Origin of the sequence: Streptomyces sp. CB02400 (assembly GCF_001905725.1) — a bacterium.
GTDB lineage: Bacteria > Actinomycetota > Actinomycetes > Streptomycetales > Streptomycetaceae > Streptomyces > Streptomyces atrovirens.
Map to the genome: position 1 here is coordinate 183,317 of NZ_LIWB01000006.1, position 23,476 is coordinate 206,792.

At 73.2% G+C, this 23,476-nt stretch carries 19 protein-coding genes; 11 read left to right on the plus strand and 8 right to left on the minus strand.

What is annotated here, in order from left to right; genetic code table 11:
- Window positions 1–444 precede the first annotated feature (444 nt).
- Both AMK33_RS16955 and AMK33_RS16960 read right to left on the minus strand, forming a co-directional pair.
- Window positions 445–1,290 carry a siderophore-interacting protein gene (locus AMK33_RS16955; RefSeq protein ID WP_073933665.1) on the minus strand — a complete coding sequence of 282 codons (846 nt, stop codon included), beginning with the start codon at window positions 1,288–1,290 and terminating at the stop codon, window positions 445–447.
- A 105-nt stretch (window positions 1,291–1,395) separates the two neighbouring features.
- Window positions 1,396–2,325, minus strand: coding sequence for a 5'-3' exonuclease (locus tag AMK33_RS16960; RefSeq protein WP_235618123.1), 930 nt, complete (start codon window positions 2,323–2,325; stop codon window positions 1,396–1,398).
- Window positions 2,326–2,726: 401 nt separating this feature from the next.
- Between AMK33_RS16960 and AMK33_RS16965 the strand changes: the two genes are divergently transcribed.
- The 4 genes from AMK33_RS16965 (at window position 2,727) to AMK33_RS16980 (ending at window position 8,148) form a co-directional block, all read left to right on the plus strand.
- Window positions 2,727–3,818 (plus strand): quaternary amine ABC transporter ATP-binding protein, encoded by a 1,092-nt coding sequence (locus AMK33_RS16965; RefSeq protein WP_073933666.1) that lies wholly within the window; start codon window positions 2,727–2,729, stop codon window positions 3,816–3,818.
- Window positions 3,811–6,426: an ABC transporter permease/substrate binding protein gene (locus AMK33_RS16970; RefSeq protein WP_073933667.1), complete on the plus strand. Its 2,616-nt coding sequence runs from the start codon at window positions 3,811–3,813 to the stop codon at window positions 6,424–6,426. Before AMK33_RS16965 ends, AMK33_RS16970 begins: the two co-directional genes overlap by 8 nt.
- Window positions 6,427–6,853: 427 nt before the next feature.
- The gene (locus AMK33_RS16975; RefSeq protein WP_073933668.1) at window positions 6,854–7,423 is read left to right on the plus strand and encodes a helix-turn-helix domain-containing protein; all 570 of its coding nucleotides are present in this window, start codon (window positions 6,854–6,856) and stop codon (window positions 7,421–7,423) included.
- A complete protein-coding gene (locus AMK33_RS16980) occupies window positions 7,420–8,148 on the plus strand; it encodes a helical backbone metal receptor (protein WP_073933669.1) in 729 nt (242 codons plus the stop codon). Before AMK33_RS16975 ends, AMK33_RS16980 begins: the two co-directional genes overlap by 4 nt.
- Here AMK33_RS16980 and AMK33_RS16985 read toward each other — a convergent pair.
- Window positions 8,075–9,250: a TDT family transporter gene (locus AMK33_RS16985; RefSeq protein WP_073933871.1), complete on the minus strand. Its 1,176-nt coding sequence runs from the start codon at window positions 9,248–9,250 to the stop codon at window positions 8,075–8,077. The genes AMK33_RS16980 and AMK33_RS16985 overlap by 74 nt on opposite strands.
- 70 nt (window positions 9,251–9,320) lie before the next feature.
- On the opposite strand from AMK33_RS16985, the gene AMK33_RS16990 reads away from it, so the two are divergent.
- Window positions 9,321–10,262: a LysR family transcriptional regulator gene (locus tag AMK33_RS16990; protein ID WP_073933670.1), complete on the plus strand. Its 942-nt coding sequence runs from the start codon at window positions 9,321–9,323 to the stop codon at window positions 10,260–10,262.
- Between the two features lie 133 nt (window positions 10,263–10,395).
- Here the strand turns inward: AMK33_RS16990 and AMK33_RS16995 are convergent, their stop codons facing one another.
- From AMK33_RS16995 to AMK33_RS17005, 3 genes are all read right to left on the minus strand, one after another.
- Window positions 10,396–11,100 carry a gamma-glutamyl-gamma-aminobutyrate hydrolase family protein gene (locus tag AMK33_RS16995; protein ID WP_073933872.1) on the minus strand — a complete coding sequence of 235 codons (705 nt, stop codon included), beginning with the start codon at window positions 11,098–11,100 and terminating at the stop codon, window positions 10,396–10,398.
- A 21-nt stretch (window positions 11,101–11,121) separates the two neighbouring features.
- Window positions 11,122–12,567 (minus strand): ethanolamine permease, encoded by a 1,446-nt coding sequence (eat, locus tag AMK33_RS17000; protein ID WP_073933671.1) that lies wholly within the window; start codon window positions 12,565–12,567, stop codon window positions 11,122–11,124.
- Between the two features lie 141 nt (window positions 12,568–12,708).
- Window positions 12,709–13,443, minus strand: a complete 735-nt coding sequence (locus AMK33_RS17005) for a FadR/GntR family transcriptional regulator (protein WP_073933672.1) — start codon at window positions 13,441–13,443, stop codon at window positions 12,709–12,711.
- 96 nt (window positions 13,444–13,539) lie between these two features.
- Between AMK33_RS17005 and AMK33_RS17010 the strand changes: the two genes are divergently transcribed.
- From AMK33_RS17010 to AMK33_RS17025, 4 genes are read left to right on the plus strand one after another with little or no spacing between them, the layout of a single operon-like run.
- Window positions 13,540–14,910, plus strand: coding sequence for a glutamine synthetase family protein (locus AMK33_RS17010; RefSeq protein WP_073933673.1), 1,371 nt, complete (start codon window positions 13,540–13,542; stop codon window positions 14,908–14,910).
- Window positions 14,911–14,918: 8 nt separating this feature from the next.
- Window positions 14,919–16,292 (plus strand): aldehyde dehydrogenase family protein, encoded by a 1,374-nt coding sequence (locus AMK33_RS17015; protein WP_073933674.1) that lies wholly within the window; start codon window positions 14,919–14,921, stop codon window positions 16,290–16,292.
- A 6-nt stretch (window positions 16,293–16,298) separates the two neighbouring features.
- Window positions 16,299–17,081, plus strand: a complete 783-nt coding sequence (locus tag AMK33_RS17020; RefSeq protein WP_073933675.1) for a 3-oxoacyl-ACP reductase — start codon at window positions 16,299–16,301, stop codon at window positions 17,079–17,081.
- A 28-nt stretch (window positions 17,082–17,109) separates the two neighbouring features.
- Window positions 17,110–18,009: a DUF2510 domain-containing protein gene (locus AMK33_RS17025; RefSeq protein ID WP_073933676.1), complete on the plus strand. Its 900-nt coding sequence runs from the start codon at window positions 17,110–17,112 to the stop codon at window positions 18,007–18,009.
- A gap of 4 nt (window positions 18,010–18,013) precedes the next feature.
- Here the strand turns inward: AMK33_RS17025 and AMK33_RS17030 are convergent, their stop codons facing one another.
- Window positions 18,014–19,216 carry an amino acid deaminase/aldolase gene (locus tag AMK33_RS17030; protein WP_073933677.1) on the minus strand — a complete coding sequence of 401 codons (1,203 nt, stop codon included), beginning with the start codon at window positions 19,214–19,216 and terminating at the stop codon, window positions 18,014–18,016.
- A 935-nt stretch (window positions 19,217–20,151) separates the two neighbouring features.
- Between AMK33_RS17030 and AMK33_RS17035 the strand changes: the two genes are divergently transcribed.
- Both AMK33_RS17035 and mycP read left to right on the plus strand, forming a co-directional pair.
- A complete protein-coding gene (locus AMK33_RS17035) occupies window positions 20,152–21,198 on the plus strand; it encodes a hypothetical protein (protein WP_235618117.1) in 1,047 nt (348 codons plus the stop codon).
- On the plus strand, window positions 21,195–22,379 hold the full coding sequence (gene mycP, locus AMK33_RS17040) for a type VII secretion-associated serine protease mycosin (protein WP_073933678.1): 1,185 nt from the start codon (window positions 21,195–21,197) through the stop codon (window positions 22,377–22,379). Before AMK33_RS17035 ends, mycP begins: the two co-directional genes overlap by 4 nt.
- Here the strand turns inward: mycP and AMK33_RS17045 are convergent.
- Window positions 22,364–23,368 carry a serine hydrolase gene (locus tag AMK33_RS17045; RefSeq protein ID WP_073933679.1) on the minus strand — a complete coding sequence of 335 codons (1,005 nt, stop codon included), beginning with the start codon at window positions 23,366–23,368 and terminating at the stop codon, window positions 22,364–22,366. The two genes, mycP and AMK33_RS17045, sit on opposite strands and share 16 nt — an antisense overlap.
- Window positions 23,369–23,476 lie beyond the last annotated feature (108 nt).

Consider the following 23,476-nt stretch of genomic DNA (forward strand, 5'->3'; position numbering starts at 1 on the left):
GAAACGGCGGCAGGCGGCTGCCCGCGGATCGCGGCGGCGTGCGGCCGCCCGCGGGAGCGGCGGCACGGCTGCCTGCGGGAACGCGGGAACGCGGCAGGCGGCTGCCCGTGGGGCGGTGGCACGGCTGTCCGCGGAGGGCGGGGAGTGGCGGGGTGGTGGTAGGTAGTCGCGTACGGCGGGGAGGGGACGGGGCGGGGGTGGCCGCCCGCAGTGGCTGGCGCGTCCGCGCCCCGCCCCCCTCCAGGAGACGTGATCCGCGCCGGTCCGAGGACGGACACCCCCGACGCGGCCCCGACCCACCCACCGGCCGTGGGCGCTACGCGCACCCCCACCGGACCGGCACCGTGGTCGTGCGGTCCTCCGGGTGGGGGAGGTCAGTGGGAGCTGTGCGCGCCCCACCGGACCGGCACCGTGGTCGTGCGGTCCTCCGGGTGGAGGGGGAGGTCAGGCGGAGGTTTCCGCGGCTTCCTGCTCGGCCTCGATGCGGGCGTTCCAGTCGCGCTTGGAGGCCTGCCAGCCGTCCTCGTTGTGGCCGAGGCGCCAGTAACCGGAGATCGACAGGTCCTCGCGCGGAATGCCGCGCTCGACCCGCAGCAGACGGCGCAGCTCCTTCACGAAGTGGGCCTCGCCGTGGACGAAGGCGTGCACCCGGCCCTCCGGGAAGTCGAGGCTCCGGACGGCCTCCACCAGGGCCTCGCCGACGGGCCGGCCGCCGCGGTGCAGCCAGCGGACCTCCACATCGGAGTCGATCTTCTGCTCCTCGTCGGGACCGGAGATCTCCACGAAGGCGAACGCCCTGGCGCCGTGCGGCAGCGCCTCCAGCGAGCGGGCGATCGCGGGCAGCGCGCTCTCGTCGCCGACGAGCAGATGCCAGGCGGCGGCCGGGTCGGGCGCGTAGGCGCCGCCGGGGCCCAGGAACCGGACGACCTCGCCCGGCCGGACGTTCGCCGCCCAGGGGCCGGCCAGGCCCTCGTCGCCGTGGACCACGAAGTCCAGGGTCAGCTCACGGTGCTCGGCGTCCCACTGGCGCACCGTGTACGTCCGGGTCACCGGCCACTGCTCGCGCGGGAACTCCTCACGGATGCGCTGGAGGTCGAAGGGCTCCGGATACGTCGCCCCCGCGGCCGGGAACAGCAGCTTGACGTAGTGATCGGTGCAGGTGTCCGCCGAGAAATCGGAGAGCCCCTCACCACCGAGCACCACGCGCTGCATGTGCGGGGTCAGCCGCTCGGTGCGGACGACCTCGGCGGTGTGCGGCGCGCGCGGCGCGCGTACCGGTCGCTCTGCCATGAGGAGCCTCCCAGCTGTCACAGTTAGGGTTACCTAAGTTAGCACCTCGGTCTCGGTCGACGTCCCGTCGGCGGACACCCCGTCCGGTTCAGCAATGTGTGCGGCTCACGCCGAGAGGGTCGTCAGCAGGCGCTGCAGCGAGCCGCCCAGACCCCAGCGGGCGGCCAGGGACTCCACCCCGGCCGGGTCGCGCGGCCCGTGCGGCAGCGCCGTGTCGACGTCCGGGAGCGGGACGTCGTCCGCGACCCGGACGACCTTGGGGGCGACCGCGAGATACGGCCGCGCCTCGTCCAGACGCTTGCGCTGCGACGGCGTGAGCTTGGCCCGCGGGTCGTCCACGGCCGCCAGGATCCCGGCCAGGTCGCCGAACTCGGCCAGCAGCTTGGCCGCCGTCTTCTCCCCGATGCCCGGCACGCCCGGCAGACCGTCGCTCGGATCACCGCGCAGCAGCGCCAGATCCGCGTACCCCCTGCCGTCCACCCCATACTTCTCGCGCAGCACGGCCTCGTCGGTGACCTGGAGCGTGCCGACGCCCTTCAGCGGATACAGCACGCGCACCCCGCGCGCGTCGTCCACCAGCTGGTAGAGATCGCGGTCACCGGTGACGATGTCGACCGGCCCGCCGGCCCGGCCGGTGAACGTGCCGATCACGTCGTCCGCCTCGTACCCGGAGACCCCCACCCGCGCGATGCCCACCGCGTCGAGCACGCTCTCGATGACCGGCACCTGCGGGGACAGCGTGTCGGGCACCTCCTCCTCGTCCGGGCCCGCCGCGCGCTCCTCGGCGACGCGGTGCGCCTTGTAGGAGGGGATCAGTTCCACCCGCCACTTCGGGCGCCAGTCGGCGTCCATGCAGGCGACCAGGTGGTCGGGGCGGTGGTCCTTGACCAGGCGGTCGATGAAGTCGAGCAGTCCGCGTACGGCGTTCACCGGGGTGCCGTCCGGGGCCCTGACGGAGTCCGGGACGCCGAAGTAGGCGCGGAAGTACAGGGAAGCGGTGTCTAGGAGCATGAGTCGTCCGGTCACGGACCGCATCATGCCGTACACCGCTGACAGTGCGGGTGCGTCGGCGTGGGCCGGGGGTGGGTTTACGCAGCCCGGCGTCTGCGGGGTGCCTCCCCCACTCTCGGCTTCGCTCGAGCGGGAGGGACCCCCATGAGCGGGAGGGACCCCCACCGCCCACCCGTGCCGCTCCGGGGGTGCCTCCCAGGCCCTTGAGGCACTGGGGGAGGCACGACTGCCCGCAGTTGCGCCATATGCAACAACCTGCGCCCTGCGCGACCTGTGTGAGGCGTCACACGAACACGTTTGCCCTGTGCAAAACCGGGGAGGCGCGGCCCGGAGCGATGCCGGTTACAGATTCAACTGTTTTGGGGCCGCGTGAGCCGCCCGCCGGGCATCGCTTCCGTCATTTGCCGTCGAGACAAGAGGTACGCGTGTCATCCAGGCTTGAGGCCGAGCATCTGTTCAAGGTGTTCGGCAGACGACCGGACCAGGCGGTCGAACGACTGCGCAAGAAGAAGGCCGACCGGGAGGAGCTGCGCTCCGACGGCACCACCGCCGCCGTCATCGACGCCTCGTTCACCGTGGAGCCGGGCGAGATCTTCGTCGTCATGGGCCTGTCGGGCTCCGGCAAGTCCACCCTGTTGCGCATGCTGAACGGCCTGCTGGAGCCCACCGCCGGACACGTGCGCTTCGACGGCCAGGACCTGACCGCGCTGCCCGACCGGGAGCTGCGCCAGGTCCGCTCCAAGAAGATCAGCATGGTCTTCCAGCACTTCGCGCTGTTCCCGCACCGCAGCGTCCGCGACAACGCCGCCTACGGTCTTGAAGTGCAGGGCGTGCCCCGCGCCGAGCGCGAACGCCGCGCCGACGAGGCGCTCGCCCTGTGCGGCCTGGCCGGCTGGGAGAAGTCGTGGCCGGACGAGCTGTCGGGCGGCATGCAGCAGCGCGTGGGTCTCGCCCGCGCGCTCGCCACCGACGCCGACCTGCTGCTGATGGACGAGTCCTTCAGCGCCCTCGACCCGCTGATCCGCCGCGACATGCAGGACCAGCTCCTCGAACTGCAGAAGACCCTGAAGAAGACGATCGTCTTCATCACCCACGACCTCAACGAGGCCATGCGCCTGGGCGACCGGATCGCGGTGATGCGCGACGGCCGCATCGTGCAGATCGGCACCGCGCAGGACATCCTGATCCGCCCCGCCAACGACTACGTCGCCTCCTTCACCCAGGACGTCGACCGCTCCCGCGTGCTCACCGCCGGCGCCGTGATGGACCGCGAGGTCCGCGGCGACGAGGCCGACTGCGGCTGCGAGACCGCGACGCCCGACACGCCGTTCACCGACCTGTGCGCGATCAGTGCCCGCGTACCGCACCCCGTGGCGGTGCTGGACGAGGAGGGCGCGCTCGTCGGGGTCGTACCCCGGCAGCGCCTCGTCGGCTTCCTCGGCGACGAGGAGTCCGACCCGGGGGTCTGCGACACCCCGCGCGACAAGGGCGGCGAGAAGGTGATGGCCCGTGCCTAGGATCCCGCTCGGCGACTGGGTCAACAGCGCCGTCGACTGGCTGCTCGCCAACGTCACCTGGCTGTTCGACTTCTTCAAGACCGTCTTCACCGGCGCCTACGACGGTGTCAACGCCGTCCTCCAGGCCCCCGAACCGCTGATCCTCTGCGGCATCTTCGCGGTCATCGCCTTCTGGCTGCGCGGCACCTTCGCCGGTGTCCTCACCTTCTTCGGTTTCGCCTTCCTCGACTCCATGGAGTTGTGGGAGGACTCGATGGTGACGCTGGCGCTGGTCATCGTCGCCACGGTGATCGCGCTGGTCATATCGGTGCCGGTGGGGATCTGGGCGGCCCGCTCGGACCGGGTCAGCGCCGTGGTCCGGCCGATCCTGGACTTCATGCAGACGCTGCCCGCGATGATCTACCTCATCCCGGCGATCCTGTTCTTCGGGACCGGCTCCGCCCCGGGCATCGTCGCCACCCTGATCTTCGCGCTCGCCCCGGGCGTGCGCATGACCGAGCTGGGCATCCGCCAGGTCGACAAGGAACTGGTCGAGGCGGCCGAGGCGTTCGGCACCACGCCCCGCAACACCCTGCTGCGGGTGCAGCTTCCGCTGGCGCTGCCCACGGTGATGGCGGGTGTCAACCAGGTCATCATGCTCGGCCTGTCCATGGCCGCGATCGCCGGCATGGTCGGCACCGGCGGACTCGGCGGCGCGGTCATCGAGGCCATCGGGCAGCTCAACATCGGTCTCGGCGCCGAGTCCGGCATCGCCATCGTCATCCTGGCGATCTACCTGGACCGCATGACCAGCGCCCTGGGCACCCAGGTCTCCCCGCTCGGCCGGCGCGCCGCCGCCAAGGCACGCTCCGCGCAGGGGCTGAAGATCTGGTCCTACCGGCCCCGCCCGCAGGTCGCCGTGATCGGTGTCGTCGTCCTCGCCCTGGTCGCGGGCGGCATGGGGATCTTCGGCGGCAGCGACTCCAAGACCACCACCGCCGGCGGCGAGAAGGTCGGCGACGGCAAGAAGATCACCATCGGCTACATCCCCTGGGACGAGGGCGTCGCCTCCACCTTCCTGTGGAAGGAGATCCTGGAACAGCGCGGTTTCGAGGTCGAGGCCAAGCAGTTCGAGGCCGGCCCGCTCTACACCGCCCTCGCGCAGGGCAACATCGACTTCCAGACGGACGCCTGGCTGCCCACCACCCACGAGGCGTACTGGAAGAAGTACGGCGAGCAGCTCGACGACCTCGGCTCCTGGTACGGCGAGACGTCACTGGAGCTGACCGTCCCGTCGTACATGAAGGACGTCGACAGCCTGGAGGACCTCAAGGGCAAGGCGGACCTCTTCGGCGGGGAGATCACCGGCATCGAGTCCAGCGCCGGCATGATGGGCCTGCTCAAGAGCAAGGTCCTCAAGGAGTACGGCCTGGACAAGGAGTACGAGGTCGTCGACAGCTCCACCCCGGCGATGCTGGCCGAGCTCAAGCGGGCCTACAGCAAGAAGGAACCGGTCGTCGTCACGCTCTGGTCGCCGCACTGGGCGTACAGCGACTACGACCTGAAGAAGCTGAAGGACCCCAAGGGAAGCTGGGGCAAGGGCGACGGCGTGCACACGGTGTCGCGCAAGGGCTTCGCCGGTGACAACCCGCTCGTCGGGAAGTGGCTGAAGGACTTCTCGATGACCGAGAAGGAACTCACCGGCCTGGAAGCCGAGATCAACAAGGCCGGCAAGGGCAAGCAGCAGGACGCCGTCCGCACCTGGCTGAAGGCCAACCCGGACGTGGTCGACAAGCTGGCCCCGGTCCGGTCGGGCTCCGGCGACACCCCCGCCGAGGCGGAGCGGCCGCTGGACGTGGCCTGGTTCCCCTGGGACGAGGACATCGCCGTCACCTACCTGTGGAAGAACGTCCTGGAGCGTCGCGGCTACACGCTGAACCTCAAGCAGATGGAGGTCGGCCCGGTCTACACCGGCCTCGCCTCCGGTGACCTCGACCTCAACTTCGACGCCTGGCTGCCGTACGCGCAGAAGAACTACTGGGACAAGAGCAAGGACGACCTCACCGACCTGGGCACCTGGTACGAGCCCACCTCGCTGGAGATCGCCGTCCCCTCGTACGTCAAGGACGTCGAGTCCCTGGAGGACCTCAAGGGCAAGGCCGACCTGTTCGACGGGCGGATCATCGGCATCGAGCCCGGCACCGGCGAGATGCAGCTGCTCAAGAACGAGGTCATGCCGGGCTACGGCCTGGAGGACGAGTACAAGGTCGTCGACGGCTCCACGCCGGCGATGCTGGCCGAGCTCAAGCGGGCCCTCGCCAAGAAGGAGCCGATCGCGGTCACCCTGTGGTCGCCGCACTGGGCCTACAGCGAGTACGAGCTGACCAAGCTGAAGGACCCCAAGAAGGCCTTCGGCGAGGGCAACACGATCCGCACCATCGCGAGCAAGAAGTTCCCCGAGCAGTACCCCGAGCTCACGAAGTGGATCAAGGGCTTCCATATGAGCGAGGACGAGCTGGGCAGCCTGGAGGCCGAGATCAAGAACCGTGGCCAGGGCCACGAGGAGGAGGCCGTCGCCGCCTGGCTGAAGGAGCACCCGGACATGGTGGAGCGGATGACCCCGCAGTAGACGACCCCGCGGGAGACGACTCCGCGGTAACCGCCGTACCGGCCGCCCCCGAGGGGCGGGCCCGGCCACGCACCTGACGGCGCGGCCGGGCCCGCCCCTCGGGCATGTCCGGAACCGGGCGGGAACACGGTAGGAATCCGGACAACCACGCAGCGCGACGCCCTCCCCGGACCTCCTGGTGACCTTCCGCCGTGTGAGGGGAACAATGGCGGGAACACCCCTTATCGCGCGCGGGAGGAACCGAGGGGCTCGCGGGGCGGCTGGCGTGAACTGGCGGGTCGGCGCCGGTCACGTGTGACGGCGATGTGACAGGCGCCTGAAACGGTTTGCCGAACATGCGTAGGGTGCAGACAACTCACGAGAAGGAGTGCGCCGGGTCCGCGGCGCACGGGGTGCGGGACGATCGGCGGAGGAGGGAGCCGGAGCGATGGGCGACCACAAGGAACAGCCCTTGCGGGTGGGCGCGGCCGTGCGGCGGCGACGCCGTGCGCTGGACCTCACCCTCGCCGTCGTGGCCGAGCGCAGCGGCCTGTCGGTCCCGTTCCTCAGCCAGATCGAGAACGAGCGGGCGCGTCCCAGCCAGAGCTCCCTGGAGAAGCTCGCCGACGCCCTGCGCACCACCGCCGTGGAGCTCCTCGCCGCCGCCGACCCCGCGTGCAGCGTGGACGTCGTCCGCGCCGAGGGCGCCGAGCCGTGGACGGAACCGCGGGTGCGCTCCCTGGTGCGCGGCCACCACCAGATGCACGCCTCCGAGTTCACCGGCGACCATGACGCCGGCCGTGAACTCCAGTTCCGCAACGACCAGTTGATGTACGTGGCGGACGGCGCCGTGGAGATCGAGGCGGAGGGCCGCGCGTACCGCCTCGGCCGCGGCGACACCCTGTACCTCACCGGAGGCGTACGGCACCGCTGGCGGGCCACGGTCCCGGAGACACGGCTGCTGGTCGTCGCCGTCGCCGAGCACATCGAGGCGCTGCGGGACAAGCCCCGCCGATGAGTCCCGCCAGGGTCGTCTCCCTCGTCCCCTCGCTGACGGAGGCCGTGGCGCTCTCCGCCCCCGGCTCCCTGGCCGGCGCCACCGACTGGTGCACGCGTCCGGCCGGGCTGGACGTCGTACGCGTCGGCGGCACGAAGAACCCGAAGGTGGACCGGATCGTCGCCCTCGCCCCCGATCTGGTGATCGCCAACGAGGAGGAGAACCGCGAGAGCGACCTGGCGGCCCTGCGCGCGGCGGGCCTCGACGTGCTGGTGACCGAGGTACGGACGCTGCCCCAGGCCTTCCGCGAGCTGGACCGGGTGCTCACGGCGTGCGGGGCACGGGCCCGCCCCCGCTGGCTGGACGAGGCCGAGGCGGCCTGGGCGACGCTGCCGACGCACGCGGAGCGCCGCACGGCGGTCGTGCCCGTCTGGCGGCGCCCCTGGATGGTGCTGGGCCGGGACACCTTCGCGGGCGACCTGCTCTCCCGCCTCGGCGTCGACCACCTCTACGCGAGCCACCCGGAGCGCTATCCGCGCGTCCCGCTCGACGCACTGCGCGCGGCGGGTCCCGACGTGGTGGTCCTCCCCGACGAGCCCTACCGCTTCACCGCCGACGACGGACCGGAGGCCTTCCTCGGTCTGCCCTGCGCCCTCGTCGACGGTCGGCACCTCACCTGGTACGGGCCGTCGCTGACCGGGGCGCCGGCGGTCCTGGGGCGGGCCCTGCGAGCAGCGCGCCGCTGAGCAGCCCGCGCGCCGTGCACCAGGCGGCGGTGGCCCAGGCACCGGCCAGCAGGACGTACAGGGCGAGCGCCAGTACGTCGTAGGCGAGCAGCCCGGTGTGCGAGGCGAGGGCCCCGGCGCCGGTGACACAGGTGCCGACCGGGAACGTGAACGACCACCACGTCATCGCGAAGCGCATGCCCCGCCGCCACGCCCGTACGACATGCGCGGCGGCGAGGCAGAGCCACAGCAGCGCGAACCCCGTGACGGGCACCCCGTACAGGACGGCGAGCACGCGGAAGCCCTCGTCGTACGGCGCCGGTACGACCCCCGGGGCGATGTCCGCGAAGGCGCCGACGGCGGTCGTGGACTGGCCGAGCGGTCCGAGCACCAGGAACAGCGACGGGGTGAGGACGAGGGGCAGCGGGCCGTGGGTGATCAGCCGGCCGAAGACCAGCGGCAGCGTCATCAGGGTGGCGAGGAGGCTGAGCCCGAACAGCGCGACACAGGCGAGCAGCAGGGTGGCGCGGGGCTGGCCCTCCGGGAGGTACGGCACCAGGCGGGGCCCGAGCGCGGCGGACACCATGGGCGCGACCAGCGGCAGCAGCCAGACGGGCGTCGCCTCCTGCGCCGTCACCCGGTGGCGTACGGCCATGAGGTACGGGACGGCCACGGCGGCGGCCAGCCCGACGGCCGTACCGGCGGTGAACAGCACGGCGTCGAGGACGACGGCCGCGCGCGGCCCGATCCAGTCCCGCCCGAGGGTCAGGGAGCCGCCGCCGACGGCCAGCAGCGCCATGGAGAGACAGCCGTAGAAGGGCGCCATGGCGGGGTCGAGGAGGTGGGCGCGGGCCCGGTCGCGGTGGTGGGCCCAGTGCAGGGCGCGGGCGGCGAGCAGGACCGCCAGGAGGACGAGGGACAGCGCCCAGACGGTGGTGAGCGCGGGGCGCAGACCGGGCGTGTGCGCGGGGAGCGCGGGGAGCGCTGCGCCCGCTCCGGCGACGATGGCGGTGCCCATCACGCAGGCGTACCAGTTGGGTCCGAGGTGACGGACGGCGGCGGCACGCGGGGGCCGTGCGGTGGCACGGGGGAGAGGTGGCAGGGGCCGGATTGCGGTGACCATGGTCATACGGTCGGGCCGGCGGGGCACCGCCACCAGGGAGCACCCCTCTATGGCGGCATAAGCTGGGCTTATGAGCACAACGGATGACCACGACCATCCAGGGCACCGCTCCGCGAGCCCGGGATCCCTGGCTCACCGGGTGCCGGACCTCGGGGCGCTGGAGCTGCTGCTGGCGGTGGCGCGGCTGGGGAGCCTGGGCGGGGCGGCGCGGGAGCTGGGCATCACCCAGCCCGCCGCCAGCAGCCGGATCCGGTCGATGGAACGACAGCTCGGGGTGGCACTCGTCGACCGCTCGCCGCGCGGGTCGCGGCTGACCGACGCGGGGGCGCTGGTCACCGACTGGGCGCGGCGGATCGTGGAGGCGGCGGAGGCCTTCGACGCGGGCGCGCAGGCGCTGCGGGACCGCAGGGACTCACGGCTGCGGGTGGCGGCGAGCATGACGATCGCCGAGTACCTGCTGCCGGGATGGCTGCTCGCGCTGCGCGCGGACCGGCCGGACACGGCGGTGTCGCTGCTGGCCGGGAACTCGGCGGCGGTGGCGGAGCGGCTGCTGGCGGGGGAGGCGGACGTGGGGTTCGTGGAGGGACTCACGGTGTCGGCGGGGCTGGATTCCGCGGTGATCGCCCATGACCGGCTGATCGTGGTCGCGGCGCCGTCGCACGCGTGGGCCCGTCGGCGGCGGCCGATCGCGGCGGAGGAGTTGGCGAGTACGCCGTTGATCCTGCGGGAGAAGGGGTCGGGGACGCGGCAGGTCCTGGACGCTGCGCTGGGAGGGTTGGCCCGGCCGTTGATCGAGTTGTCTTCGACCACGGCGGTGAAGGCGGCGGCTGTGGGCGGGGCGGGGCCGGCGGTTCTGAGCGAGCTGGCGGTGGGGGAGGAGCTGGCGATGCGGCGGCTGGTCCGTATCCCGGTGAACGGTATTGCCCTGGCCCGCGACCTGCGTGCGGTGTGGCCCACGGGGCACCGGCCGACCGGGCCGGCGCGGGATCTGTTGTCGCTGACGCGGGGGTGAGCCTCGTTGGGGCTGGGCGGGGGCGGGTCGCGCTGCCCGGCGCTTACGGGGTGCCGTCGCGCCCACCCGTGCCGCCCCTGGGGGTACCTCCCAGGCCCTTGAGGCACTGGGGGAGGCACGACTCTGCCCGCGGTTACGGCGGCGAGGGCTGCCCGCGGAGCGCGGCGGTGGTCAGGGCTTGCATGACGCGTAGGTCGTTTCCCATCTCCGGGTGCCACTGGACGCCCAGGACCCAGGGGGACGTGGCGAGTTCGATCGCCTCCACCGTGCCGTCCTCCGCGTACGCCGACGGGATCAGGTTCGTGCCCAGGCGGTCCACCGACTGGTGGTGGTAGGTGGGGACGGAGGTCTGTTCCGGGGCGATGCCGGCGTAGAGCGTGCCGGGGACCGGCTTGACCGGGTGGTGGCCGAAGGTGCCCGGCACCTCCGCGTGGCCGTCGATGTGCTGGACCAGGGTGCCGCCCAGGGCGACGTTCAGGAGCTGCATGCCCCGGCAGATGCCCAGCAGCGGGATCCGGCGGTCCAGGGCCGCCTCGATCAGGGCGAGTTCCCAGGCGTCCCGCGTCCGGGCGGGCGGTCCCGTGCGCGGGTCGGGCTCGGCGCCGTAGTGGACGGGCTCCACGTCCGGGCCGCCCGCGACGACCAGGCCGTCGAGCCGGGCCACGGTCGCCGCCGCCCGCTCCGGGGCGTCCGGCGGGAGCATCGCGGCCAGTCCGCCCGCCCGCTGCACCAGCCGCGGATAGCCGGCCGGCAACAGCGCGGCGTCCAGTTGCCACACGCCCCAGCGCACACCGGACTCCGCGTACGTGCTGATGCCGATGAGTGGCCTGGCCGTCATGCCGATCACCTTTCCCGCACTTCAGTCCCGTGACAACTCTGCCTCGGCCGCCGCCAGCGCCGCGAATTCCTCCTCCGGCGCCTTCGCCACCAGGTGCTTGCGGCTGTAGAGACCGAAGTACGCCACGGCCACGATGTAGACCGCCAACGCGATGAACGCCGCCGTCACGTCCACCAGGAACGTCGCCACCAGCGCCGCACAGGCCAGCACCAGCGCCACCGACGAGGTGAGCACCCCGCCCGGCGTACGGTACGGCCGCGGCAGGTCCGGCTCCCGGCGGCGCAGCACGATGTGGGAGAGGGACATCAGCGCGTACGAGATCGTCGCGCCGAAGACGGCGATGTTCAGCATGCGCGCGCCGTTGCCCGTCCCGGCGGCCAGCGCGAAGCCGATCGCGCCCGGCACCAGCAGGCCGAGGTAGGGCGCCCTGCGGCTGCTGGTGAGGGAGAGGAACTTCGGCAGGTAGCCCGCGCGGGACAGCGCGAAAAGCTGGCGCGAACCGGCGTAGATCAGCGAGAAGAACGACGCGACCAGTCCGGCGAGGCCCGCGTAGTTCACGATCCGGCTCAGCGCCGTCGCCTCGCCGTCCGGCTGGAGCGCCTCCACCAGCGGGTTGCCCGCGTCCTGGACCGCCGCCGAGCCGCGCGCCCCGGCCGCCGCGAAGAAGGTCACCACGGCCAGCACCACCAGGATGCCCATGGACCAGCGGATCGCCCTCGGCAGCGTACGGGCCGGTTCCCTGGTCTCCTCGGCGGCCAGCGGCACGCCCTCCACGCCCAGGAAGAACCACATGCCGAACGGGAACGCCGCCCAGATGCCCAGCAGCCCCATCGGCAGCCAGGAGTTCGCGCCGAACGCCGAGGAGTCCACCGGGATGTCGTCCAGCGAGGAGGCGTCGAACTCGGGCAGTGCCCCCAGCGCGAACACCACCAGCGCCGCCACCGCGATGCCCGTGACGACGAAGCTGAAGCGCAGCGCCTCGCCCACGCCCCACAGGTGGATGCCGATGAAGACGACGAAGCAGGCCAGGTACACCGGCCAGCCGGACTCCAGGCCGAACAGGCCCAGCGACTCGACGTAGTCGCCGATGAAGATGGAGATCGCGGCGGGCGCGAGGACGTACTCGATGAGGATCGCGGTCCCGGTGAGGAAGCCGCCCCACGGTCCGAGCGCCCGGCGGGCGAAGCCGTAGCCGCCGCCGGCCGTGGGCAGGATCGACGACAGCTCGGCCAGGGCGAACACCATGCAGGTGTACATGGCGCCCATCAGCACCATGGCGATCGCCAGGCCGCCGAAGCCGCCCTCGGCCAGGCCGAAGTTCCAGCCCGAGTAGTCGCCGGACACGACGTAGGCGACGCCGAGGCCGGTCAGCAGCAGCCAGCCGGCGCTGCCGCGGCGCAGCTTCCTGCGTTCGAGGTAGTCGTCCGGCTCACCGGCGGGTTCACGGGACGCGGATGGAAGGCTCACAAGGCGACTCCCCAGGGGGCGGCGACGTCAGGGGGCAATGGAACGGATCCAGACCTTTGTGGGCCCATACCTTCGTGGCGCGGACGCCGCGAGCGCAAGCCCCGTGCGTCAAACCGCGGTGGACCCGCTTCCGTCACGCCCTCACGCCAGGAACCCCCGCAGCAGCGCCGCCGTCCCCGCGCAGTGCTCGCGCGTCATCTCCCTCGCCCCGTCCGCGTCCCCCTCCAGCACCGCCTCGACCAGCGCCGCGTGCTGCCGCTGCGAGTGCTCCAGGTTGCGCACCAGCAGCGGGATGCAGTCCAGCAGGCCGTTCACCGTCGCCCGTACCGCCGCGTACTGCGCGGTCAGCGTCGGCGAGCCGCACAGCTCCGCCAGGGTGAGGTGGAACAGCGTGTCAAGGCGTCGGTAGTCACTCAGCGGCGCCTCCTGCGTGCCGAACAGCGCCGCGCGCAGCCGCGCCGCCTGCTCCTCCGTCAGCCCGTGCGCCGCGCACAGCCCCGCCGCGCCCACCTCCAGCACCTCCCGGAAGCGCAGCACGTCCTCGATGTCGACCCCGGCGATCCGCCGCCGCAGCTCCTCCTCGCCGGTGTCCGTCGGGCGGGGCAGCACGAACGTTCCGCCGTACCGGCCGCGCCGCGACTCCACGAGGCCCTGCTCCTGGAGCACCTTCAGCACCTCGCGCAGCGTCACCCGGCTGATCCCCAGCCGCTCCGCCAGCTCCCGCTCGGCCGGCAGCCGCTCCCCGCCCGCCACCAGGCCCAGCCGCACCACCTGGAGGATCTGCTCCAGCGCCTCCTCGAAGCCGTTGCCCGCGCGGACCTGCCGCAGCACCGGCGCCAGGCGGTCCCCGACCGCGCCGACCGCGTCTTCCGGCATCCGGCCGTGCCCCCTTCCCAAGCAATGGTTCCCGGCAATACCTTAAGGCTCCCGGCTCGACCGAAGAAGCCCGCAGAAGCCCGAGGAGGCCCTCCCGTGGCAGACCGCACACCCCCGCTCACCGTCGAGGAGCTGCACGCCCTCGTCGCCGGCGGTGAGATCGACACCGTCGTCCTGGCCTTCCCCGACATGCAGGGGCGGCTCCAGGGCAAGCGGTTCGCCGCGCGCTTCTTCCTCGACGAGGTGCTCCGGCACGGCACCGAGGGCTGCAACTACCTGCTCGCCGTCGACGCCGACATGAACACCGTCGACGGCTACGCCATGTCCTCCTGGGAGACCGGCTACGGCGACTTCGCCATGTACCCCGACCTCGACACCCTGCGCCGGGTGCCCTGGAACGAGGGCACCGCCCTGGTCGTCGCCGACCTCGCCTGGGCCGACGGCTCCCCGGTCGTCGCCGCCCCCCGGCAGATACTGCGCCGCCAGCTGGACCGCCTCGCCGCCCTCGGCTACACCGCCCAGGTCGGCACCGAGCTGGAGTTCATCGTCTTCAAGGACACCTACGAACAGGCCTGGGACGCCGGCTACCGGGGACTCACCCCCGCCAACCAGTACAACGTCGACTACTCGGTGCTCGGCACCGGCCGCATCGAGCCCCTGCTGCGCCGCATCCGCAACGAGATGGCCGCCGCCGGACTCACCGTCGAGTCCGCCAAGGGCGAGTGCAACCCCGGCCAGCACGAGATCGCCTTCCGCTACGACGAGGCCCTGGTCACCTGCGACCAGCACGCCGTCTACAAGACCGGCGCCAAGGAGATCGCCGCCCAGGAGGGCGTCTCGATCACCTTCATGGCCAAGTACAACGAGCGCGAGGGCAACTCCTGCCACATCCACCTCTCCCTCGCGGACACGGCCGGCGCCAGCGCCATGCCGGACTCCGCCGAGGAACCGGACGCCATGTCCGAGGTCATGCGCCACTTCCTCGCCGGGCAGCTCGCCGCGCTCCGCGAGTTCTCCCTGCTCTACGCCCCGCACATCAACTCCTACAAGCGGTTCCAGCCGGGTTCCTTCGCCCCGACCGCCGTCGCCTGGGGCCGCGACAACCGCACCTGCGCGCTGCGCGTGGTCGGCCACGGCCGCTCCCTGCGCTTCGAGAACCGGCTGCCCGGCGGCGACGTCAACCCGCACCTCGCCGTGGCCGGCATGGTCGCGGCCGGGCTGTACGGCATCGAGCAGAAACTGGAGCTGCCCGAACCCTGCCCCGGCAACGCCTACACCGCCGGCTTCGAGCACGTCCCCACCACCCTGCGCGAGGCCGCCGAGCTGTGGGAGAACAGCGCGATCGCCAAGGCGGCCTTCGGCGACGACGTCGTCGCGCACTACCGCAACATGGCGCGCGTCGAGACCGACGCCTTCGACGCCGCGGTCACCGACTGGGAGCTGCGCCGCTCCTTCGAACGCATGTGAGGCCCTCCTTGTCCGACCAGCCCTCCGAGCTCCAGGTCCGCAACCCCGCGACCGAGGAGGTGATCGCCACCGTCCCGGCCGCCACCCCCGCCGACGTCGACGCCGCCGTCGTACGCGCCGCACGCGCGCAGACCGCATGGGCCGCCCTCGCGCCCGGTGACCGGGCCCGGCTGCTGCGCCGGTTCGCCGCCACGGTCGACGGGCACATCGAGGAACTGGCCCGCCTGGAGGTCCGCGAGGCCGGCCACACCCTCGGCAACGCCCGCTGGGAGGCGGGCAACGTCCGCGACCTGCTCGACTACGCGGCCGGGGGAGTGGAGCGCCTCACCGGCCGCCAGATCCCGGTCCCGGGCGGGGTGAACGTCACCTTCCTCGAACCGCTCGGCGTCGTCGGCGTCATCGCCCCCTGGAACTTCCCCATGCCCATCGCGGCCTGGGGCACCGCACCCGCCCTCGCCGCAGGCAACGCGGTGCTCCTCAAACCCGCCGAGACCACCCCCCTCACCGCCCTGCGCCTCGCCGAACTGGCCCTGGAGGCGGGCCTGCCCGAGGGCCTGTTCCAGGTGCTCCCCGGACACGGTCCCGTCGCCGGGAACGCGCTCGTCGAACACCCCGGCGTCGCCGAGATCGTGTTCACCGGGTCGACCGCCGTGGGCAAGCGGGTGTGGGCCAAGGGCGCGGACCGCCTCAAGCGCGTCACCCTCGAACTCGGCGGCAAGAGCCCCAACATCGTCTTCGCCGACGCCGACCTGGAGGCCGCCGCGACCGCCGCCCCCATGTCCTTCCTCGACAACGCCGGCCAGGACTGCTGCGCCCGCACCCGCATCCTCGTCGAGCGTTCCGCGTACGACCGGTTCCTGGAGCTGCTCGCCCCGGCGATCGAGGCGGTCCGGGTGGGCGACCCGGCCGACGAGAACGTGGACATGGGCCCGCTGATCTCCGCCACCCAGCTCGCCCGCGTCCGCTCCTACGTCACCGACGACCTCGACGGCATCCGCGGCAAGACCCCCGAGGGCCCCGGCTACTGGTTCCCGCCCACCGTCCTCACCGGCGTCGACCCCCGTGCGCGCGTCGCCGTCGAGGAGGTCTTCGGCCCCGTCGCCGTCGTCCTCCCCTTCGACGACGAGGCCGACGCCGTACGCCTGGCCAACGCCACCGACTACGGCCTCTCGGGCTCGATCTGGACCCGGGACGTCGGCCGCGCCCTGCGCGTCTCCCAGGCCGTCCGCGCCGGGAACCTCTCCGTCAACTCCCACTCCAGCGTCCGCTACTGGACCCCCTTCGGCGGGTTCAAGCAGTCCGGCGTCGGCCGCGAGCTCGGCCCGGACGCACTGGCCGCCTTCACCGAAACCAAGAACGTCTTCATCAGCACGGAGGCCTGAGGGCACATGAGCGAAGAGAACATCTGCCGCCGACTGGTCGGCCGCACCGCCGTCGTCACCGGAGCCGGCAGCGGCATCGGCCTCGCCACCGCCCGCCGGCTCGCCTCCGAGGGCGCGCACGTCGTCTGCGGGGACGTGGACGAGGCACGCGGCAAGGCCGCCGCAGAGGAGACCGGCGGCATCTTCGTCAACGTCGACGTCACCGACCCCGAGCAGGTCGAGGCGCTGTTCAAGACCGCGTACGACACCTACGGCAGCGTCGACATCGCGTTCAACAACGCCGGGATCTCCCCGCCCGACGACGACTCCATCCTGGAGACGGGGCTGGACGCCTGGAAGCGCGTCCAGGAGGTCAACCTCACCTCCGTCTACCTGTGCTGCAAGGCAGCCATCCCCTACATGCGGCGCCAGGGCAAGGGCTCCATCATCAACACGGCGTCCTTCGTGGCCCGGATGGGCGCGGCGACCTCGCAGATCTCGTACACCGCCTCCAAGGGCGGCGTCCTCGCCATGTCCCGGGAACTCGGCGTGCAGTTCGCCCGCGAGGGCATCCGCGTCAACGCCCTGTGCCCCGGCCCCGTCAACACCCCGCTCCTCCAGGAACTGTTCGCCAAGGACCCCGAGCGCGCCGCCCGCCGCCTGGTGCACATCCCGCTCGGCCGGTTCGCCGAGGCCGACGAGATCGCCGCCGCCGTCGCCTTCCTGGCCAGCGACGACTCCTCCTTCGTCAACGCCACCGACTTCCTGGTGGACGGCGGGATCTCGGGGGCGTACGTCACACCGCTGTAGCGCTCGTCGTTACAGTGCCCGGATGAGCATGACGCCCCCGCCCGGCTGGTACCGCGACCCGCACGCCCCGCACCTGGAACGCTGGTGGGACGGTACGGCCTGGACCGAGCACCGGCGCACGCCCGGGGCTCCCGCCGTGCCGCCGGCCCCGTCCACCGGCGGCACCGGCCGCACGAAGACGGTCGCGCTCACCACCGCCGGGGCCGTGCTGGTCGCGGCGGTCGTCACCGGCGCGGTGCTCCTCGGCGGGGACGACGGCGACCCGGAGACGCGCACCGGTCCGACGGCCGTCACGTCCGCCCCCGAGCCCCCGGCGCCGTCACCCTCCGCGTCCGAGTCCGGGTCGCCCGCCGGTGACCCGGACGTGGTCGAGGACCAGCTCAACGGGATCACCTTCCCGCTCCTCGACGGCTGGGTCCGCCCCGAGAACGTGACCCAGGACGACGTCGTCATGACCACCGACGGCACCTACGACTGCCCCGGCGACGGCGCCGTCTGCCGGCACGGCCTCGTCATCTCCCGCACCGTCACCGAGAACGACGAGACCTCACCCGAGGCGCTCGCCGAGGAGGACATCTCCGACGCGGCCGACGCGGCCTTCGACAAGGACGCCCTCGGCCAACGCCCCTACGGCGGCCTGGAGTCCCACGAGGTCGTGAAGTCCGGCCCGGTCGCGGTGGCGGGCCGCGCCGGGTACTTCGTGCGGTGGCGCGTCACCACCGCCAAGGGGCCCGGCGGCTATGTGCAGTCACTGGTGTTCCCCTCCAGCGTCGGCGCCGGCTCCCCGGTCCTCGTCCGCTACGTCTTCGACGCCGGGGAGGACGGCCCGCCCCCGGCCGACATGGACCGCATCACCGAGGGCATCCGCTCGGTCACCGACACGGCCTCCGGCGGCGGCGTCGGCAGCAGCATCGGCCCGGCGGACTGAGCCGCTACAGAAACGTGTGGCCCTCACCGCGGTACGTCGGCACGGTCGCCGTCACCGCGTCGCCCTCCACCAGGTGCAGCGCGTCGAACCGTTCGCACAGCTCGCCCGCCTTGGCGTGCCGGAACCACACCTTGTCGCCGATCAGCAGATCGTCGGCGGGCGAGCCCAGCAGCGGCGTCTGCACCTCGCCGGCCCCCTCCTGCGGGTCGTACCGCAGCCCTTCCGGCAGGTACGGCACCGGCAGCCGGTCCGCGCCGGCCGCGCCCGACGCCGGATAGCCCCCGCCCAGCACCGTCACCACGCCGACACCGGGCCGCCGTACCACGGGCAGGGCGAACAGGGCCGCCGGACGCCCGCTGAACGACGTGTAGTTGTCGAACAGACGCGGCACGTACAGCCCCGAACCGGCCGCGATCTCGGTGACCGCGTCCTCCGCGGCGGTGTGCTGCACACTGCCCGTGCCGCCGCCGTTGACGAACCCCAGATCCGGTACGACCGCCCGCACCGCCCGTACCACCGCGGCCCGCCGCTCGGCGAGTTCACGGCGCGCGGCCGCCTGCATCAGCCGCACCGCCCGCGACCGCAGCGGCCGCCCGGCCACCGCGTCACCGACACCGGCCACATGACCCTCGTACGCCATGATCCCGACGAGCTCGAAGCCGGGGCGCCGGGCCACCGCGCGCGCGAACTCGGCCACCCGGTCGGGGGAGTGCAGCGGGGAACGCCGGGCGCCGATCCGCACCCGCCCGCCGAGCAGCTTCAGGGACGTGTCCAACTCCAGGCACACGCGCACCACTTCGTCGCCGTCCCCGCGCGAGGCGTCTATCAGGTCGAGCTGCGCCGGATCGTCCACCATGACCGTGACGGCGGCGGCGAGCTTGGGATCGGCGGCGAGCTCCGCGTAGCGGGCGCGGTCGGCGGAGGGGTAGGCCAGCAGGACGTCGTCGAAACCGGAACGGGCCAGCCACAGGGACTCGGCGAGCGTGAACGACATGACGCCCGCGAAACCGTCCCGGGCCAGGACCCGTTCGAGCAGCGCACGGCAGCGTACGGACTTGCTCGCGACCCGGACCGGCTTCCCGCCGGCCCTGCGGACCAGATCGTCCGCGTTGGCGTCGAAGGCCTCCAGGTCCACGATCGCGAAGGGGGCGTCGAGATGGGCGGTGGCCCGGTCGTAACGGGCCCGGTCGGCGGCGCGCGCAGTCATGAGCGCAGCCTGCCAGACGGGATTACCGCACGGTAGGGGATGTTCCGGGCAGATGCCGCGGCCGTGCGGACTGGTTCCCGTTCGACGGGGACCACGCCGTAGAGTGACGCGCACGCACGACGGCGGAGCGGCGCCGGACGGAGGTCCGGACCGGGATGACGCGTCGTCCGTGCGGGTATCTCTACCCGGGACGAGTCCGTGCCGGGCGGGCACGACGAAACGGGGGGTGCATGAGCACGGAAGCGCGCCGCGCCTCCCACCCCCCACGCCCCACCGTCCCTCCGCGCCCCGCGCATCCGCCGGAGCCCGCCACGGACGAACGGGCGGGCCAGGAGAACCCGGCCCGCCCGGAGGCCGGTGCCCCCCGGGACCACACCTCCGGCGGCTCCGGCCTCTTCGCCCCCCGCGAACCGGCCCGCACGGACACCGGCGGCCCCCGTGGGGAGACCTCGCACGGCGCGGGCGCGTTCGAACCCGCGCGTCCGCCGACGGGCCGTCCCGCCGGTGCGGACGCCGATGGTGCGGGTGTGCCCCGCGGGCGCACCGCGGGTGGTTCCGGTGGGTTCGGGTCTCGTGAGTCGGCGGGTCCGTCGGTGGGGGTTTCTGCCGGTGCGGACGCCGATGGTGCGGGTGTGCCCCGCGGGCGCACCGCGGGCGGTTCCGGTGCGTTCGGGTCCCGTGGACCAGCGCGTTCGTCGGCGGGGGATGCCGGGCCGCCGCGTTCTCCGGGCTTCGGGGACGGCGTGCCCGCCGGTACGGACCCCGTCGCACCCCCGCCTCCGCGTGCTTCCGCCCGCTTCCCCGACACACCGCCGACCGCGGGCCAGGGAGCCGGCTCACCCTCCGTACCGCCGCAGCCCGCCCGCCGGCCCACCGCGGGTGGCACGGCCACGCCTCCCGAAAACTCCTCGGAGACCACCACCCGCCTGCGCGTCGTGCCGGAGGCACGGCCGGGCTCCGGCGGCGCGGACCGTGCCGAGGCGGGCTCGGCGTACGCGCCGACCCGCCCCGCGTGGCGGCCCGGTGCCGGCGAGGTGGCCCCGGACGCGCGGCCGGGCGCCGGTCAAGAGCGCCGCCCCGGGACGGACCCGGAGGGTGCTCCCGATCCCGCGCTCTCCTGGAGTGCCCCCATGGCGCCGGGCGGTACGCCCGGAGCGGGGCGGCCCGTGGTGTCGTTCGGGGAGCCCGAGGGGTACGACGAGGGCGCGCGGCCCCGGCCGCTCGGGCGGCGGGGTCGGTCGCAGGCCGTCGCGGCCGCCGCCTGTCTCGTCCTCGGGACGGGACTCATCGGCGGTGCCGTCACCGGAAGCTGGCTCGCCGGGGACTCCGACGGGCCGGGTGCCCGGAACGGCTTCGCCGCCGCCCGGGACATGTGGCACAACGTCCCGGTCGACCAACTGTTCCCGCCCACCCTCCAGGGCGAGGGCGCGGGCCCCGGCGGCGCCGACCGGACCTGGACCCGTATCGCCGTGGCCCCCGACAGCGGCTGCGAGGACGCCTTCGACGCCCTGCTCCGCAAGGCCCTCGCCCCCGTCGGCTGCGAGCGCCTGCTGCGCGCCACCTACACCGACGCCACCCAGAGCCATGTCACCACCGTCGGCCTGCTCTTCACCAAGGCCGACGCCGCCGCCATGACCTCCCTCGCCCGCCGCTTCGACAAGGAACGCCTGGACCGCCGTACCGACCTGATGCCCCTGCCGTACGCCGCGAAGGGCACCGCCGCCGCGGACTTCGGCGCCGGACAGCGCGCCACCTGGACGGTCTCCGTCCTCACGGACGCCCCCGTCGTCGTCTACGCCGTCTCCGGCTGGGCCGACGGCCGCACCGTCGACACCCCGCAACCCGCCGAGGACGCCATGGAGTCCGGAGCCACCACCGCCCCCGCCCAGGCAGGCCTCGGCCACGAGGCCCAGGGCCTCGCCGACCGCGTCGAACGCGGCCTGCGCAAGAAGGCCGGCACCGTCACGGAGCAGCCGTCATGAGCCCCGTCACCGGCCGGCGCCCCGCCGCGGCGGCACTCGGCGGCCTCCTCGCCACCGCCCTCGTGCTCGTCCCCGCCACCACCGCGCACGCCGACGGCATCCGCGCCCGGCAGTGGTCCCTGGAGGCCATGCACACCGAGGAGGTGTGGCAGACCACGAAGGGCGCGGGCGTCACCGTCGCCGTCCTGGACACCGGCGTCGAGGCCGACCACCCCGACCTCGACGGCAACGTCCTCACCGGCAAGGACCTCGTCGGCTTCGGCGCGACCGAGGGCGACCGCGCCTGGGCCCGCCACGGCACCGCCATGGCCGGCATCATCGCCGGCCACGGACACGGCCCCGGCAACGCCGACGGCGTCATGGGCATCGCCCCCGAGGCGAAGATCCTCCCCGTCCGCGTGATCCTGGAGGACGGCGACGACTCCCGCGCCAAGGCCCGCAAGACCCGCGGCAACGCCCTCGCCGAGGGCATCCGCTGGGCCGCCGACAACGGCGCCGACGTCATCAACCTCTCCCTCGGCGACGACTCCGCCTCCGCGCACCCCGAACCCGGCGAGGACCAGGCCATCCAGTACGCCCTGCGCAAGGGCGTGACCGTCGTCGCCTCCGCCGGGAACGGCGGCGAGAAGGGCGACCACGTCTCCTACCCGGCCGCCTACCCGGGCGTCATCGCCGCCACCGCCGTCGACCGCTACGGCACCCGCGCCCCGTTCTCCACCCGCCGCTGGTACGCCACGGTCAGCGCCCCCGGCGTCGACGTGATCATCGCCGACCCCGACCACAAGTACTACGAGGGCTGGGGCACCAGCGCCGCCGCCGCGTTCGTCTCCGGCGCCGTCGCCCTGGTCAAGGCGGCCCACCCGGACCTGACCCCGGCCCAGGTCAAGCGGCTCCTGGAGGACACCGCCCGCAACGCCCCCGCCGACGGCCGCGACGACTCCCGCGGCTTCGGCTTCATCGACCCGGCCGCCGCGATCGAGGCCGCGTCCCGGCTCAAGCCGGAGGGCCTGAAGTCGGCGGCGTACGGCGACAAGTACTTCGGCCCCGGCCCGGACACCGTCGGCTCCGACGACGACACCGCCGACTGGGCGGCCCCCCTGGCGGGCGGCGCGGGCGGTGTGCTGCTGGTTGCCGCGGTGGTCCTGTGGCGCGGTCGCCGCACCCGCTACGACGAGGGCTGAGCCCCGGCCACGTCACCCGCCTCACCCGCGGTGTCCTCGGCGTCCCCGGTGAACACGGACACCGCCGCCCGCGCCGCGGCCTCGGCCAGCGCGATCCCCTCCTCCTGGGTCGCGCTGCCCCGCGACAGCACCGCCACCAGGTAGCCGTGGCCGCCCGCCGTCACCCGCCCGATGCTGTTGACCACCCACAGCCCGGTGGTGCTCCGCCGCAGCCAGCCGTTCTTCAACGCCCATTCCGCACCGTCGGCCGCCGCCGACACTCCCCACCGCTGCCCCACGGCGATCCGCTCCATCAGCTCCCGCACATACGCCCGTGAGGCATCGTCCAGTTGTGAGCCCTCCGCGTCGAACACCTGCCGCAGCAGCGCGACCTGGTCGGCGGCCGTGGTCTGCGTCAGCCCCCACAGCGGGCCGTCCCCGCCCGCCGTCCCCGTCAGCCCGAACCGCTCGTTCGCGGCGTCGAGCCCGTCCGCCGTCCCGATCGCCCGCCACAGCGCCGACGTGGAGTCGTTGTCACTGTTCTCGATCATGGCGGCGGCGTACGTCTTCTCCTCGGCGGTCAGCGTCCGCCCCGCGTCCTGCGCCTGGAGCAGCAGCGCCGCCAGGACGTCGACCTTGACGATGCTCGCCGTGTCGAAGGCGCCCCCTCCGTACGAGGCGCTCTCCCCGGAGTCCGGGGCGAGCACCGCCACCGACACCTCGGCACCGTCCGCCACGCCCACCGACTCCATGGCCGCCGCCAGCGACGCGTTCCGGTCCACCGCCGCTTCCGTCGCGCTCTCCACCGCCGCTTCCTCCCCTTCGGTCGCCCGCGAGGCCGACGAGGATACGGTTTCCGCCGCCCGCGGGTGCGCCCACGAGGTCATGTACATCGCCCCCGCCGCCGTACCGCACCCGACGGCGGCCAGGGCGAGGGCGAGGGAGACCGGGGCACGGCGCCGGGACCGGCGGGCACGACGGCGGCGCCGCGGTCTGCTGGAGGAGTCCATGGCCGCGATGGTCGGGGCGGTGGCTGTGCGGACCGTCGGACGGAGCTGAGAGCCGGCTCAGATCTCGGTGAGAGGCCGGTGAGGAACACCGTCCACCCCCCGATAGGG

Coding starts and splice junctions, on each gene's coding strand:
- AMK33_RS16955 (WP_073933665.1), bottom strand. CDS start 1,290: ATGGCAGAGCGACCGGTACGCGCGCCGCGCGCGCCGCACACCGCCGAG.
- AMK33_RS16960 (WP_235618123.1), bottom strand. CDS start 2,325: ATGCGGTCCGTGACCGGACGACTCATGCTCCTAGACACCGCTTCCCTG.
- AMK33_RS16975 (WP_073933668.1), top strand. CDS start 6,854: ATGGGCGACCACAAGGAACAGCCCTTGCGGGTGGGCGCGGCCGTGCGG.
- AMK33_RS16980 (WP_073933669.1), top strand. CDS start 7,420: ATGAGTCCCGCCAGGGTCGTCTCCCTCGTCCCCTCGCTGACGGAGGCC.
- AMK33_RS16985 (WP_073933871.1), bottom strand. CDS start 9,250: ATGGTCACCGCAATCCGGCCCCTGCCACCTCTCCCCCGTGCCACCGCA.
- AMK33_RS16990 (WP_073933670.1), top strand. CDS start 9,321: ATGAGCACAACGGATGACCACGACCATCCAGGGCACCGCTCCGCGAGC.
- AMK33_RS16995 (WP_073933872.1), bottom strand. CDS start 11,100: ATGACGGCCAGGCCACTCATCGGCATCAGCACGTACGCGGAGTCCGGT.
- AMK33_RS17005 (WP_073933672.1), bottom strand. CDS start 13,443: ATGCCGGAAGACGCGGTCGGCGCGGTCGGGGACCGCCTGGCGCCGGTG.
- AMK33_RS17020 (WP_073933675.1), top strand. CDS start 16,299: ATGAGCGAAGAGAACATCTGCCGCCGACTGGTCGGCCGCACCGCCGTC.
- AMK33_RS17025 (WP_073933676.1), top strand. CDS start 17,110: ATGACGCCCCCGCCCGGCTGGTACCGCGACCCGCACGCCCCGCACCTG.
- AMK33_RS17030 (WP_073933677.1), bottom strand. CDS start 19,216: ATGACTGCGCGCGCCGCCGACCGGGCCCGTTACGACCGGGCCACCGCC.
- mycP (WP_073933678.1), top strand. CDS start 21,195: ATGAGCCCCGTCACCGGCCGGCGCCCCGCCGCGGCGGCACTCGGCGGC.
- AMK33_RS17045 (WP_073933679.1), bottom strand. CDS start 23,368: ATGGACTCCTCCAGCAGACCGCGGCGCCGCCGTCGTGCCCGCCGGTCC.